This is a genomic window from Paracoccus limosus (assembly GCF_009711185.1).
Taxonomy (GTDB): Bacteria; Pseudomonadota; Alphaproteobacteria; order Rhodobacterales; family Rhodobacteraceae; genus Paracoccus; species Paracoccus limosus.
On sequence record NZ_WMIF01000035.1, the window covers coordinates 1 to 14,417 of the forward strand.

Here is a 14,417-nt window from a genome sequence, read left to right on the forward strand (position 1 = left end):
GAAGCCCTCGAAGAAGGCCCACTCATCGTCGGATATCAGGTTGCGCGCCAAGCCCATCTCCCAAGCAGAGATGAGCTTGAATCATAGGACGACTGCCAACGGAACCCCTTTTGTCAACACGGCCTAGCCACGAAAGAATGAAGGAGCCTTTGCGGGCCCCTTTTTCCTTATGCGGCGCTGAGATGCAGGGGGGTCAGATCGCCCTGCGCAAAGCGGCGCAGCACCTGCGGATAAAGCCGGTGTTCCTGAACCAGCACGCGGGCGGCGAGGCTGTCGGAGGTATCGCCGGGCAGCACCGGGACGCGGGCCTGACCCAGCAGCGGGCCGGCGTCGAGTTCGGGGGTAACCAGATGCACTGTCGCGCCGGCCTCGGCGTCGCCTGCGTCGATGGCGCGTTGATGCGTGTGCAGGCCGGGGTATTTCGGCAGGAGCGAAGGGTGGATGTTCAGCATCCGGCCCTGAAAGCGGCTGACGAAATCCGGCGTCAGGATGCGCATGAAGCCTGCAAGGCAGAGGATATCCGGCTGGGCGGCCAGCAGCGGCTCGATCAGCGCGGCCTCGAATGCGGCGCGGTCGCCCTTGTAGATGCGATGGTCGATGGCAAAGGTCGGCACGCCCAGCGCGCCCGCCCGGGCGAGGCCGGCGGCGGCGGGATCGTTCGAGCCGACCAGAACCGCGCGTGCCGGATGATCGCCGGTCATCGATTCGACCAACTTGACCATATTCGAGCCGCCGCCCGAGATCAGGATGGCGACGCGTTTCACCCCGCCGCCCGTCGGCGCCCCCGTCACCGCAGCGAGCCGGAGTAGCGCACGCCCTCGCCCGGGACGACATGGCCCAGACGCGAGACGGTTTCGCCGGCCTCACGCAGCAGGGCCTCGATGGCCTCGGCGCGGTCGGCGGCGACGGCAAGGATCATGCCGATACCGGAGTTGAAGGTTTTCAGCATCTCGGCCTCGGCGATATTGCCGGCCTCGGCCAGCCAGTCGAAGACCGCAGGCAGGGTGAAGCTGTCTAGGTCGATTTCCGCGCCCAGACCCTTGGGCAGGACACGCGGCAGGTTCTCGGTGATGCCGCCGCCGGTGATATGGGCCGCCGCATGGACGCCGCCCGCACGGATCGCGGCCAGCACCGGCTTGACGTAAAGCCGCGTCGGGACCAGCAGCGCCTGACCGAGCGTGCCGGTGCCAAAGGGCGAGGCCGCGTTCCAGTCGAGACCCGCATGTTCGGCGACCTTGCGCACCAGCGAGAAGCCGTTGGAATGCACGCCGTCCGAGGCGAGGCCCAGAAGCACATCGCCATCGCTGACGCCGGCGGGCAGCGCCGTGCCACGCTCCATCGCGCCGACGGCAAAGCCCGCCAGATCGAAATCGCCCTTGGCATACATGCCGGGCATTTCCGCCGTCTCGCCGCCGATCAGAGCGCAGCCCGAGCGGCGGCAGCCTTCGGCGATGCCGTTGATGACGCGGGTGGCCTCATCGACCGACAGCTTGCCGGTGGCGAAGTAGTCGAGGAAGAACAGCGGCTCGGCGCCCTGGCAGACCAGATCGTTCACGCACATCGCCACAAGGTCGATGCCCAGCCCGTCCAGCTCGCCGGTGTCGATGCCGATGCGCAGCTTGGTGCCGACGCCATCGGTCGCGGCAACCAGAACCGGGTCGGTGAACCCGGCCGCGCGCGGATCGAAGAGCGCGCCAAAGCCGCCCAGACCATCCATCACCCCCGACCGCTGGGTTGCGGCGGCGGCCGGCTTGATCCGCTCGACCAGCGCATTGCCCGCGTCGATATCCACTCCGGCCTCGGCATAGGACAGGCCATTCTTGCGCTCGGTCATCTTGGGATCCCCTTTGCTTTCGGTCCCGATAGCGCAGGCCGCGCCCGCAGGCAATGCGGCGCTGCATCGGCTGAGTGAAACAAGGAGGAAAGAGGCGCCAATCAAGGGCGCCCGGGAGCGGCTGCCTCCGCCCCCGGGCTGCTGGATGCAGTCGCCCAGGTCAGACTGTATCCAGCACGCCATGCGAGACTGCACCCCCGCAGCGCGTGATCGGTCGAGGAAGGTCTCGGCCGGTCTGGCTTCACCATGCACGGGGCGCGTGAATCCAGTGTGAAATCAGTTAACGAACCGGCGACGGGGGCGCAAGATCGGGCGTCATGCCCAAGGACAGCTCGCGCCCGGCCGCGATCACCGCCTGCGCGATGGCCGCGATCCTGTCATCGCCCATGCGATGCAGCGGTCCCGAGACCGAGATCCCCGCCGCCGCCTCGCCGGCCAGATCGAAGATCGGCGCGGCGATGCAGCGCATGCCAAGGGTGCGTTCCTCATTATCCAGCGCATAGCCCTGCACGCGGATCCGGGTCAGGTCGGCGACCAGATCCTCGGGCGTGGTCAGGGTCATCGGGGTAAAGCTGTCCAGCTGCAGCCCCCGGATCAACCCGCGCAGATCCTGCGGCCGGGCAAAGGCCAGAAGCGCCTTGCCGATCCCCGAGGCATGCAGCGGCGAGCGCGTGCCGGGCGGGAAAAAGGCACGGATCGTCTCATGCGTTTCGGCCTGCGACAGAAACAGCACCGCATCGCCGTTCAGGATGCCAAGGTTCGCCGTCTCGCCCGTGGCCTCCATCAGCCGGCGCAGCACCGGGCGGGCCCGTTCCACCAGACCCGACCGGCGTATGAAGGCCGAGCCGTGGCGAAAGGCGGTCGGGCCGACATGCCAGGCCTGGCTCTGGGCATCCTGTTCGGCGACCCCGCGCGCGGCCAGCGTCACCAGCACCCGATGCACGGTCGAGGGTGCCAGTTCCAGCCGCTGCGCCAGCTGCGTCAACGTCAGCCCTGCCCCGGCGGCCAGCGCATCCAGCACGTCCAGCGCCCGGTCCAGCGCGCGGACACCGCCCTGATCCGCGTCCCCCGCCGCACGGCCGCGCGGCCGGCCTCTTTTGCGCAGTTCCTGCGACATTCAAGAGATCCTTTCGACAGAATATCCGAATTGGAGAAAATAGCCCGTCCGATGTGAAAAAGTCGAAGTCGCTGTTTCTGCGCCAGATTATCGCATTTTTCCGCTATTGCGAAATGTTTTTCAGAAAAATTGCCCGAATGGACAGGTGCGCCTAGGCTGGTCCACAAGCGCAGGAGGAATTGCCATGACCAGCCAGAACCCGATCTTCATTCCCGGCCCGACCAACATCCCCGAGGAGATGCGCAAGGCCGTCGACATGCCCACCATCGACCACCGCTCGCCGGTGTTCGGGCGGATGCTGCACCCGGCGCTGGAAGGCGTGAAGAAGGTGCTGAAATCGGAAAAGGCGCAGGTGTTTCTGTTCCCCTCGACCGGGACCGGCGGCTGGGAAACCGCGATCAGCAACACGCTGTCGCCCGGCGACAAGGTGCTGGCCGCGCGCAACGGCATGTTCAGCCACCGCTGGATCGACATGTGCCAGCGCCACGGTCTGGACGTGGAATATGTCGAGACGCCCTGGGGCGAAGGCATCCCGGCCGACCGCTTTGAAGAGATCCTGACCGCCGACAAGGGCCATCAGATCAAGGTCGTTCTGGCCACGCATAACGAAACCGCCACCGGCGTCAAATCCGACATCGCCGCCGTGCGCCGCGCGCTGGATGCGGCCGGTCACCCGGCGCTGCTGTTCGTCGATGGCGTCAGCTCGATCGGCTCGATGGATTTCCGCATGGACGAATGGGGCGTCGATGTCGCCGTCACCGGCAGCCAAAAGGGCTTCATGCTGCCGCCGGGTCTGGCCATCGTCGGTTTCTCCGAAAAAGCCATGGCGGCGGTCGAAAGCGCCAAGCTGCCGCGCACCTTCTTTGACATTCGCGACATGGCGACCGGCTATGCCCGCAACGGCTTTCCCTACACGCCGCCGGTCGGGCTGATCAACGGGCTGAACGTCGCCTGCGACCGGCTGCTGAGCGAAGGGCTGGAGAACGTCTATGCCCGCCACAATCGCATCGCCAGCGGTGTGCGCGCCGCCGTCGAGGCCTGGGGCCTGAAGCTGTGCGCCGTCCGCCCCGAGCTTTATTCGGACAGCGTCAGCGCCATCCGCGTACCCGAGGGCTTTGACGCCAACCGCATCGTGTCCCACGCGCTCGAGACCTATGACATGGCCTTTGGCACCGGTCTGGGCGAGGTCGCGGGCAAGGTGTTCCGCATCGGCCATCTGGGCAGCCTGACCGACGCCATGGCGCTGGCCGGCATCGCCACGGCCGAGATGGTCATGGCCGATCTGGGGCTGCCGATCCGGCTTGGCTCGGGCGTGGCCGCAGCGCAGCAGCATTACCGCCAGTCCACCGCCACCGCGCAGAAGAAAGCCGCCTGAGCATGAAGGACGCGATGGTGATCCCGACCTATCAGGACATGCTGGACGCGCATGAACGCATCAAGCCGCATATCCGCCGCACGCCGATCCGCACTTCGGATTACCTGAACGATCTGACCGGCGCGCAGCTGTTCTTCAAATGCGAGAACTTTCAGGAGCCGGGGGCCTTCAAGGTCCGCGGCGCCAGCAACGCGGTCTTTGGCCTGTCGGACGAACTGGCGGCCAAGGGCGTGGCGACGCACAGTTCGGGCAACCATGCCTCTTGCCTCAGCTATGCAGCGATGCTGCGCGGCATCCCCTGCAACGTGGTCATGCCCCGCACCGCGCCGCAGGCGAAAAAGGACACCGTGCGCCGTTATGGCGGCGTCATCACCGAATGCGAGCCCTCGACCAGTTCGCGTGAAGAGACCTTTGCCCGCGTGCAGGCGGCAACGGGTGGTGATTTCGTCCATCCCTACAACGATCCGCGCGTGATCGCGGGTCAAGGCACCTGCGCGCGCGAGGTGATGGAGCAGACCGACGGTCTGGACATGATGGTTGCCCCCATCGGCGGCGGTGGCATGATCTCGGGCACCTGCCTGACGCTTGCGACGCTGGCCCCCGAGGTCAAGGTGATCGCGGCCGAACCGGAACAGGCGGACGACGCCTATCGCAGCTTCATGGCCGGTCACATCATCGCCGATGATGCGCCGAAAACCATCGCCGACGGGCTGCTGGTGCCGCTGAAAGACCTGACCTGGCATTTCGTGAAAAACCACGTCAGCGAGATCTACACGGCCTCGGACGCCGAGATCGTCGATGCGATGAAGCTGATCTGGAAGCATCTGCGCATCGTGATGGAGCCCAGCAGCGCCGTGCCGCTGGCGACCATCCTGAAAAACCCCGAAGCCTTTGCCGGCAAGCGCGTCGGCATCATCGTCACCGGCGGCAATGTCGATCTCGACAAGCTGCCCTGGATCTGAGGAGCATTCCCATGAACGCGAAAGCGGATTTCGCCGGCTTTGAAGTCGGCTACGACATTCCCGCCCTGCCCGGCATGGACGAGGCCGATATCCAGACGCCCTGCCTGATCCTTGATCTGGACGCGCTGGAACGCAACATCAAGAAGATGGGCGACTACGCAGCCGCGCATGGCATGCGCCACCGCAGCCATGGCAAGATGCACAAATCCGTCGATGTGCAGAAGCTGCAGGAAAGCCTTGGCGGCGCCATCGGCGTCTGCTGCCAGAAGGTGTCCGAGGCCGAGGTCTTTGCCCGTGGCGGCATCAAGGACATTCTGGTCAGCAATCAGGTGCGCGACGCGGCCAAGATCGACCGTCTGGCCCGCATGCCCAAGCTGGGCGCCACCGTGACCGTCTGCGTCGATGATGTGAAAAACGTGGCCGACTTGTCGGCGGCGGCGGTCAAGCAGGGCACCAATCTGGGCGTTTTCGTGGAAATCGACTGCGGCGCCGGGCGCTGCGGCGTGAAAACCACGCCCGAAGTGCTGGAGATTGCTCGCGCCGTCGCAAGCGCGCCGAACCTGACCTTCAAGGGCATTCAGGCCTATCAGGGCGCCATGCAGCACATGGACAGCTATGAGGACCGCAAGGCCAAGCTGGATGCGGCCATCGCGCAGGTGAAAGACGCCGTGGACGCGCTGGACATGGCAGGGCTTTCGCCGGAATTCGTCTCGGGCGGCGGCACCGGCAGCTATTACTTCGAGTCGAACTCGGGCGTCTATAACGAGCTGCAATGCGGCAGCTACGCCTTCATGGACGCCGATTATGGCCGCATCCATGACAAGGACGGAAAGCGCATCGATCAGGGCGAATGGGAAAACGCGCTGTTCATCCTGACCTCGGTCATGTCGCACGCCAAGCCGCATCTGGCGGTGGTCGATGCCGGTTTGAAAGCGCAATCGGTCGATAGCGGCCTGCCCTTTGTCTATGGCCGCGACGATGTGAAATACATCAAATGCAGCGACGAACATGGCGTGGTGCAGGACGACGGCGGCGTGCTGAAGGTCAATGACAAGCTGCGCCTTGTGCCCGGCCACTGCGACCCCACCTGCAACGTCCATGACTGGTATGTCGGCGTGCGGAACGGCAAGGTCGAATCCGTCTGGCCGGTCTCGGCGCGCGGAAAGGCCTATTGATGCTGGTCGTCGCGGAAAAGGAAATCGGGGGGCTGATGACCCCCGAAGCCGCCTTTCAGGCGGTCGAGGCGGTGTTCGCCGCCATGGCCTCGGGCAAGGCCTACAACTTTCCCGTGGTGCGCGAGGCCATCGGGCATGAGGATGCGCTTTACGGCTTCAAGGGCGGCTTTGACGGCGCCGCGCTTACACTGGGCCTGAAGGCGGGCGGCTATTGGCCGAACAACCAAAAGCACAACCTGATCAATCACCAGTCGACGATCTTTCTGTTCGATGCCGATACGGGCCGCGTCGCGGCAGCGGTGGGCGGCAACCTGCTGACGGCGCTGCGCACGGCGGCGGCTTCGGCGGTGTCGATCAAATATCTGGCGCCCAAGGGGGCCAAGGTTCTGGGCATGATCGGCGCGGGCCATCAATCGGCCTTCCAGATGCGTGCGGCCGCCGCCGTCCACAGCTTTGACAAGGTCATTGGCTGGAACCCGCATCCCGAAATGCTGACCCGTCTGGCCGATACCGCCGCCGATCTGGGCCTGCCGTTCGAGGCGGTGGACCTGCCGACGCTTGGCGAACAGGCCGATGTCATCATCTCGATCACCTCGGCCTTTTCGCCCTTGCTGCTGGACCAGCACGTCAAGAGGCCGACCCATATCGCCGCCATGGGCACCGATACCAAGGGCAAGCAGGAGCTTGACCCGGCGCTGGTCGCCCGCGCCCGCGTCTTTACCGATGAGATCGCGCAGTCGATCAGCATCGGCGAGGCGCAGCACGCCATCGCCGCCGGTCTGATCACCGAGGGTGACATCACCCAGATCGGTGCCGTCGTGAATGGCAGCCATGAGGGGCGCGGCACCGCCGAGGTGACGTTGTTCGACGGCACCGGCGTCGGCTTGCAAGACCTTGCCGTCGCGGCAAAAGTGCTCGAACTGGCCAAGGCCAAGGGCATCGCCCAGTCGGTCGAGATCTGATCGCAGAACATCTCCGGCCCGGCACCCCCGCCGGGCCGACTTGAAAGGAAAGCCATGAAAACCCTGATCCGCAAGGCCGAAGTCGTCGTCACCATGGACGGCACCCGGCGCGAGATCGCGGGCGGAGATGTGCTGATCGAAGGCGGGGTCATCCTTGCCGTCGGTCAAGATCTTGCCGGCGAAGGCGCCGAGATCATTGAGGCGCGGGGCTGTGTCGTCACGCCCGGCCTGATCAATACCCACCACCACCTGTTTCAGACCCTGACCCGCGCCGTGCCCGCCGCGCAGGATGCCGCCCTGTTCGGCTGGCTTCGCACCCTTTATCCGATCTGGGCGCGGATGACGCCCGGCGATATCCGGTTGTCGGCGCAGATCGGGCTGGCGGAACTGGCGCTGTCGGGCTGCACCTGTTCCTCGGATCATCTTTATTTGTTCCCGAATGGCGCGCGGCTGGATGACAGCATCGAGGCGGCGACGGAAATCGGCATCCGCTTTCACGCCACGCGCGGCGCCATGTCGATCGGCGAAAGCAAGGGCGGCCTGCCCCCCGACAGTCTGGTCGAGGACGAGGCCGCGATCCTGAAAGACAGCGAACGCCTGATCGCCGCGTTCCACGACCCGAACCCCGGCGCCATGGTGCAGGTCGGACTGGCCCCTTGCTCGCCCTTTTCGGTCAGCACCGGCTTGATGCGCGACGCGGCCATCCTTGCACGTGAAAAAGGCGTGCGCCTGCACACCCATCTGGCCGAGAACGATGAGGATATCGCCTATTCTCTGCAGAATTTCGGCATGTTGCCCGGCGATTACGCCGAAAGCCTTGGCTGGACCGGCGATGATGTCTGGCACGCGCATTGCGTAAAGCTGTCGGACAAGGAAATCGATCTGTTCGCGCGCACCGGCACCGGTGTCGCGCATTGTCCCTGCTCGAACGCGCGGCTTGCCTCGGGCATCGCGCCGGTGCGCGCCATGCGCGATGCAGGCGTGGCGGTGGGTCTGGGCGTCGACGGCTCGGCCAGCAATGATTGCAGCCATCTGGGGCTGGAGGCGCGGCAGGCCATGCTGATGGCGCGGCTTAAGAACGGCCCCGCCGCCATGGGCGCGCGCGAGGCGCTGGAAATTGCGACGCTGGGCGGCGCACGCGTGTTGGGTCGCAGCGATCTGGGCAGCCTTGCCCCCGGCAAGCGCGCCGATCTGGTGCTGTGGGACGTAACCGAACTGGCCACCGCCGGCGAATGGGATCCGGTCGCGGCCCTTGTCTTCTGCGCGCCGATGCGGCCGAAATCGGTCTATGTCGAGGGGCGTGCCGTGGTGCGCGACCACCATCTGCTGACCGCCGACCCGCAGAAATTGAACGAACAGGCCCGCGCGGCGACCAAACGCCTCGCCAACGGATAGGAGCGAACATGTCCGGCTATCTGACCACCCATGTGCTTGACACCGCCAACGGCACCCCCGCCCAAGGCATGCGGATCGAGCTTTTCCGCCTTGATGGCGGGCGCCGGCTGCTGAAAGAGGTCGTGACCAACCACGACGGCCGCACCGACAGCCAGATTCTGCCCGAGGCCGAGTTCCAGACAGGCGAATACGAGCTGGTGTTCCATGTCGGCGACTGGCTGGACGCACAGGGCCACCCGGCCGCCAAGCCGCGCTTTCTGGACCAGATCCCGCTGCGGTTCGGCATGTCGGAACAGGACCACTATCATGTGCCGCTGCTGATCTCGCCCTACGGTTTCTCGACCTATCGCGGCAGCTAGGCCGCCCCGGCCACGGCCGGGACCAACACGCATCCCCTCGGACGGCCGCTGTGGCCGCCCGGCGACCCCGTATTGCCGGTCGTGGCCCGGTCCTGATCTTCAACCAGATCTTTGATCAGCCTCAAGCCATCCTGGAAAGTCATCACCATCCAAGCTCGATAAGTTCCGACGAACCCCGGGAGGAGAACACGGGGTCCGCGGAACGGGAGGAAAGAACGTGCAACCGACCCCAGAAATGCCCACCCGGCCCGAGGACGAAAAGCTCGGCCTCTTTGCCAATATCGCCTATGGCATCCAGCATATCCTGACCATGTATGGCGGCATCGTCGCCGTGCCGCTGATCGTCGGACAGGCGGCGGGCCTTGCGCCGGCCGACATCGGGCTCTTGATCACCGCCTCGCTCTTTGCCGGCGGGCTCGCCACCATCCTGCAAACCATGGGCCTGCCGTTCTTTGGCTGCCAATTGCCGCTGGTGCAGGGCGTGTCCTTTGCCGGTGTCGCCACGATGATCACCATTTCCGGCAATGGCGGCATTCAGGCGGTGTTCGGCGCGGTGATCGCGGCCTCGTTGATCGGGCTTCTGATCACGCCGCTTTTCTCGCGCATCACCCGCTTTTTCCCGCCGCTGGTCGCGGGCATCGTCATCACCACCATCGGCCTGACGCTGATGCCGGTCGCCGGCCGCTGGGCCATGGGCGGCAACAGCCGGGCCGAGGATTTCGGCAGCAGCAGCAACGTCCTGTTGGCCGGGGTGACGCTGGCCATCGTGCTGTTGCTCAGCAAGCTCGGCAGCGCGACGATCTCGCGTCTGTCGATCCTGCTGGCGCTCTTCGCCGGCACCGCCATCGCATGGATGGCCGGCATGACCGATTTCTCGCAGGTCGGCAACGGCCCGACCATCGCCCTGCCCAACCTGTTCCACTTCGGCTGGCCGACCTTCGGCACGGCCGCGACCCTCTCGATGCTGATCGTCATTCTGGTCACGCTGGTCGAAACCTCGGCCGACATCTTCGCCGTGGGCGAGATCGTCGGCACCAAGGTCGATTCGCGCCGTCTGGGTGACGGGCTGCGCGCCGACATGCTGTCCTCGATGCTGGCCCCGACGGTGGGCTCGTTCACGCAAAGCGCGTTCGCCCAGAACGTCGGCCTCGTCGCGGTGACCGGGGTGAAAAGCCGCTATGTCGTGGCCACCGGCGGCGTGATCCTCGTCTGCCTCGGGCTCTTGCCAATCATGGGCCGCGTGGTCGCCACCATCCCGATGCCGGTTCTCGGCGGCGCCGGCATCGTGCTCTTCGGCACCGTGACCGCCAGCGGCATCCGCACGCTCGCCAAGGTGGACTATCAGGACAACATGAACCTGATCATCGTCGCGACCTCGATCGGCTTTGGCACGCTGCCGATCATGCTGCCCGAATTCTACCACCACTTCCCGACCTGGGTGCAGACCATCTTCCACTCGGGCATCAGCTCTTCTGCGATCATGGCGATCCTGCTGAACCTGATGTTCAACCACTTCACCACTGGCAATTCGCAGCAGCCGTCGGTCTTTGGCGCGGCGGCGGAACGCGTGATCCGCTACACCGACCTCTCGCAACTGCGCGACGGCGACTATTACCTCGACGGCAAGATGTATGATGCCGAGGGCAAGGAAATAGCCCTGCTCCCCGCCGGAGGCCACTGACGGGAACCACCAGCCCCCAACTGCTTCTTTCGTGCACAAATATCCTGGGGGAGGAGGCGCCACGCGCCGGAGGGGGCAAAGCCCCCTCTTTTCCATTGCAACCGCCCGCCCCACGCAGGATTTTCAACGCAGGCTAAAGACAGCCAAGGCAACTGGCCCGATTTTCGCCCATCCCTTCGCTGCGCTAAGAAAATCCCAGCAAGACAGGAGCATTTCATGTCCGATTTCGCCGTCATCTGGGATTGGCTCGCCTTTGCCATCCGCTGGACGCATGTCGTCACCGCCATCTGCTGGATCGGCTCGTCCTTCTATTTCGTCGCCCTCGACCTTGGTCTGCGCAAGGTGCCGGGCCTTCCCGCCGGCGCCCATGGCGAGGAATGGCAGGTCCATGGCGGCGGTTTCTACCACATCCAGAAATATCTCGTCGCGCCCGAGCGCATGCCCGATCATCTGATCTGGTTCAAATGGGAAAGCTACATGACCTGGATCTCGGGGGCCGCGCTCCTGATGGTCACCTATTGGGCCGGGTCCGAGCTCTTCCTGATCGACCCCGCCAAGATGGAGCTCGCGCCCTGGCAAGCGATCCTGATCTCGGCCGGTTCGCTCTCGATCGGCTGGCTGGTCTATACCAACCTGTGCAAATCCAGGCTGGGCGAAACGCCGACGCTGCTGATGCTGCTGCTCTTCGTGCTCTTGATGGTCATGGGCTGGAGCTACAATCAGGTGTTCACCGGCCGCGCCACCATGCTGCATCTGGGTGCCTTCACCGCCACGATCATGACGGCGAACGTGTTCTTCGTCATCATGCCGAACCAGCGCATCGTGGTTGCCGATCTCAAGGCCGGCCGCCCGGCCGATCCGAAATACGGCAAGATCGCCAAGCTGCGCTCGACCCATAACAACTACCTGACCCTGCCGGTCGTCTTCCTGATGCTGTCGAACCATTATCCGCTGGCCTTTGCCAACGAATACAACTGGGTCATCGCCGGGCTGATCTTCCTGATGGGCGTCACCATCCGGCACTTCTTCAACAGCATGCATGCCGGCAAGGGCAATCTGTGGTGGTGCTGGGCGGTGACTGCGATCCTGTTCGTGGTGGCCATGTGGATCTCGACCGCGCCGATGCTGCGTCAGACGGTCGAAGAGTCCGAGGCCCGCGTGCTGACCCCCACGCAACAGGCCATGGTCGATGCCCCCGGCTGGGACGGCGCCTATGGCGCCGTCATGGGCCGCTGCAGCATGTGCCATTCGCGCGAGCCATCCTATGACGGCATCCACACCGCGCCCAAGGGTGTGCTTCTGGAAACCCCCGACGACATCACCCGCGCCGCGCGCGAGATCTATATTCAGGCCGGCGTGACCAATGCCATGCCGCCCGCCAATGCCAGCTTCATGGAACCGGACGAGCGGCGCGCCATCGTCGAATGGTATCGCGCGCTGCCGCAGGGCCTCGCGCTGCTGAACTGATCAGGGCCTGCGCCCTCAGGGGTGCAGGACGTGCCAGACCCCGCCCATCCCGTCGCCGGCCATGTCGCCGGGCTTCTTGTCGCCGGCAAAGTAATAGGCCGGCTTGCCGTCATAGGCCCATTGTTTGCCGCCATCGGTGCGCGCCACCATGGTCCAGCCCTTGCCGGGCTTGGCCGCGGCATCCACAAAGGGCGGCCATTTCGCCGCGCATTGCTCATAGCAGGACGGGCTGCCGCCCTTGTCCTTGTCGAAACTGTAAAGCGTCATCCCCTTGGCACCGGTCAGCGCCATCTGCGCCTGTGCCGTACCCATGGACAACAGGACAAGGCCTGCCGCCGCGCCAATTGCAACCCTTTTCATGGCGATCTCTCCAATTGGCCCCTGCCGGGGCGCCCCCGGATCCCACGGCCCGCCCCGCCTGCGCCGGGCGGCCCTGCCGGTGACATCATGCTAAGCCCGCCCCGGCCCCGCGTCGCGTCAATTTTCAGCGACCGGCGCGGCGGATGGCCTGCGGCAACGTCACCTCGGGACGCGCGCCCGCCACCCATCTGGACAAAGCCATACCGTTTCCGCTTGGCCGATCGACTTGCACAGCGCACATCTCATCGCCAGACTGGAGTGCATCCGGCTTGGAGCGCCCAAAATGAAAACCACCCTGACAGTTTGTGCCGCGTGGCTGTTGATGGGGCCGGTTGCATGGGCCTGCTCACCCATCGAAGTAACGTCCAGCCAGATCACGCGCGGGAATGCCTGCCAACTGACCTACGTCTCGCCAGATAGGACGGTAAGCTCATCTCCGGCCATCCACCCCTCACCACATATGGTCCGGCAATTCATTACGGTCGGTGTCTGCAGTGGCGAACAGATCGCAGTCTATTACGATTGCCGGAAAAAGCGCGGCTACTGGCTTGGAGGCGACTACGACATGATGGGCGCGAACACTGGTTTTCCGGTCGCACCACCGGCATTGCCGACGGCACCGATCATGCTTTATTCAGGTCCCGCAGAATATTTCGCCCGCCATGACCAGCCAGACCTTGGCGATCCGAACGCCCTGGACCGGATAGCGGCCAAAGCGCAAAGCCTGCGCTGGATCAAGCAGCACGGCGCCCTAGGTCAGTCCCGCATCACGGTCGAGGGCAAAGCTTTCGACCTGTCCTGCGGTTGCCGGCTTCCTGTGGGGCAATAACCCCTCAGCCGAAAAAGCGTCTCGTCTCGCGGGCGATGAAATCGGCAAACAGCCGCACCTTGGGATCCTGCAGGCGGCGATGCGGGGTCAGCACGCCGAATTGCGACGGCAAGGGCGGGTTCGCGGGCAGCACCTCGACCAGCCGGCCCGAGGCGATCTGCTCGGCCACCTCGTAATGCGGGCGGTTGACGATGCCCCGCCCCTCCAGCGCCCAATCGGTCAGCACATCGCCATCGTCGGCATCGAACTGCCCGTTCACCAACAGCTTTTGCGGCCCTTCGGGCGTCTGCACCACCCAGTAATATTCCGGGCTGCGCGGATAGCGCAGCAACAGGCAATTATGCCCGACCAGCTCGTCGGGCCGGGCTGGCGTGCCGTGGCGCGCAAGATATTCGGGCGTCGCCACCAGCACTCGGCGGCATTCGGCGATGCGGCGCCATTTCAGCGCGCTGTCCTGCGGCTCGCCCAGAAAGAACGACAGGTCGATGCCATCGGCGATGATGTCCACATTGCGATCCGACAGCCGCAGCCGGATCTCGACCCCGGGATATTCATCGCAGAACTTCGGCACCAGCGGCGCGATCAGCCGGCGGCCCAGCCCCAGGGGCGCCGTGACGCGCAAGGCGCCGTGCGGATTGCCCGAAAAGCCCGAGACCACCGCCTCGGCCTCGTCCACCGTCTCGATCACGCGACGCGCGCTGTCATAGAAGGCCCGGCCGACTTCGGTCGGCACCAGCTTGCGCGTGGTGCGATTGAGCAGCCGCACGCCAAAGCGCGTCTCCAGATCCTTGATGCGATTTGAGGCAACTGCCGGCGACATGCGCAGATCCCGGCCCCCGGCCGTAATCGAGCCAAGTTCGATCACCCGCACGAAAACCCGCAGACTTTCAAGATATGGCAC

At 65.1% G+C, this 14,417-nt stretch carries 14 protein-coding genes; 9 read left to right on the top strand and 5 right to left on the bottom strand.

Annotated elements, in window-relative coordinates:
- Positions 1-167 precede the first annotated feature (167 nt).
- The 3 genes from purN to bhcR all read right to left on the bottom strand — a co-directional run bounded on the left by purN (position 168) and on the right by bhcR (position 2,951).
- Positions 168-764 (bottom strand): phosphoribosylglycinamide formyltransferase, encoded by a 597-nt coding sequence (gene purN, locus GL279_RS17140; RefSeq protein WP_343039843.1) that lies wholly within the window; start codon positions 762-764, stop codon positions 168-170.
- 23 nt (positions 765-787) lie between these two features.
- Entirely contained in the window at positions 788-1,834 is a 1,047-nt protein-coding gene (purM, locus tag GL279_RS17145; protein WP_155065849.1) for a phosphoribosylformylglycinamidine cyclo-ligase, read from the bottom strand.
- Positions 1,835-2,114: 280 nt separating this feature from the next.
- Positions 2,115-2,951, bottom strand: coding sequence for an HTH-type transcriptional regulator BhcR (gene bhcR, locus GL279_RS17150; RefSeq protein WP_155065850.1), 837 nt, complete (start codon positions 2,949-2,951; stop codon positions 2,115-2,117).
- A 184-nt stretch (positions 2,952-3,135) separates the two neighbouring features.
- On the opposite strand from bhcR, the gene bhcA reads away from it, so the two are divergent.
- The 8 genes from bhcA (at position 3,136) to GL279_RS17190 (ending at position 12,327) form a co-directional block, all read left to right on the top strand.
- A complete protein-coding gene (gene bhcA / locus GL279_RS17155) occupies positions 3,136-4,326 on the top strand; it encodes an L-aspartate--glyoxylate aminotransferase BhcA (RefSeq protein ID WP_155065851.1) in 1,191 nt (396 codons plus the stop codon).
- 2 nt (positions 4,327-4,328) lie between these two features.
- Positions 4,329-5,288: a beta-hydroxyaspartate dehydratase BhcB gene (gene bhcB / locus GL279_RS17160; protein ID WP_155065852.1), complete on the top strand. Its 960-nt coding sequence runs from the start codon at positions 4,329-4,331 to the stop codon at positions 5,286-5,288.
- 11 nt (positions 5,289-5,299) lie between these two features.
- Complete coding sequence (gene bhcC / locus GL279_RS17165) at positions 5,300-6,463, top strand: 3-hydroxy-D-aspartate aldolase BhcC (RefSeq protein ID WP_155065853.1); 1,164 nt, start codon at positions 5,300-5,302, stop codon at positions 6,461-6,463.
- The gene (gene bhcD, locus GL279_RS17170; RefSeq protein ID WP_155065854.1) at positions 6,463-7,425 is read left to right on the top strand and encodes an iminosuccinate reductase BhcD; all 963 of its coding nucleotides are present in this window, start codon (positions 6,463-6,465) and stop codon (positions 7,423-7,425) included. Before bhcC ends, bhcD begins: the two co-directional genes overlap by 1 nt.
- Positions 7,426-7,479: 54 nt before the next feature.
- The gene (locus GL279_RS17175; RefSeq protein ID WP_155065855.1) at positions 7,480-8,820 is read left to right on the top strand and encodes an 8-oxoguanine deaminase; all 1,341 of its coding nucleotides are present in this window, start codon (positions 7,480-7,482) and stop codon (positions 8,818-8,820) included.
- 8 nt (positions 8,821-8,828) lie between these two features.
- Entirely contained in the window at positions 8,829-9,179 is a 351-nt protein-coding gene (gene uraH, locus GL279_RS17180) for a hydroxyisourate hydrolase (protein ID WP_155065856.1), read from the top strand.
- Positions 9,180-9,396: 217 nt separating this feature from the next.
- The gene (locus GL279_RS17185) at positions 9,397-10,860 is read left to right on the top strand and encodes a nucleobase:cation symporter-2 family protein (RefSeq protein WP_343039844.1); all 1,464 of its coding nucleotides are present in this window, start codon (positions 9,397-9,399) and stop codon (positions 10,858-10,860) included.
- A 216-nt stretch (positions 10,861-11,076) separates the two neighbouring features.
- Entirely contained in the window at positions 11,077-12,327 is a 1,251-nt protein-coding gene (locus tag GL279_RS17190) for a urate hydroxylase PuuD (protein WP_155065857.1), read from the top strand.
- 15 nt (positions 12,328-12,342) lie between these two features.
- Here GL279_RS17190 and GL279_RS17195 read toward each other — a convergent pair whose 3' ends face one another.
- Positions 12,343-12,687, bottom strand: a complete 345-nt coding sequence (locus GL279_RS17195; RefSeq protein WP_155065858.1) for a COG4315 family predicted lipoprotein — start codon at positions 12,685-12,687, stop codon at positions 12,343-12,345.
- Positions 12,688-12,970: 283 nt separating this feature from the next.
- Here GL279_RS17195 and GL279_RS17200 point away from each other — a divergent pair, with 283 nt between their 5' ends.
- Complete coding sequence (locus GL279_RS17200) at positions 12,971-13,516, top strand: hypothetical protein (RefSeq protein ID WP_155065859.1); 546 nt, start codon at positions 12,971-12,973, stop codon at positions 13,514-13,516.
- Positions 13,517-13,520: 4 nt separating this feature from the next.
- Here the strand turns inward: GL279_RS17200 and GL279_RS17205 are convergent, their stop codons facing one another.
- Complete coding sequence (locus tag GL279_RS17205; protein ID WP_343039845.1) at positions 13,521-14,417, bottom strand: LysR family transcriptional regulator; 897 nt, start codon at positions 14,415-14,417, stop codon at positions 13,521-13,523.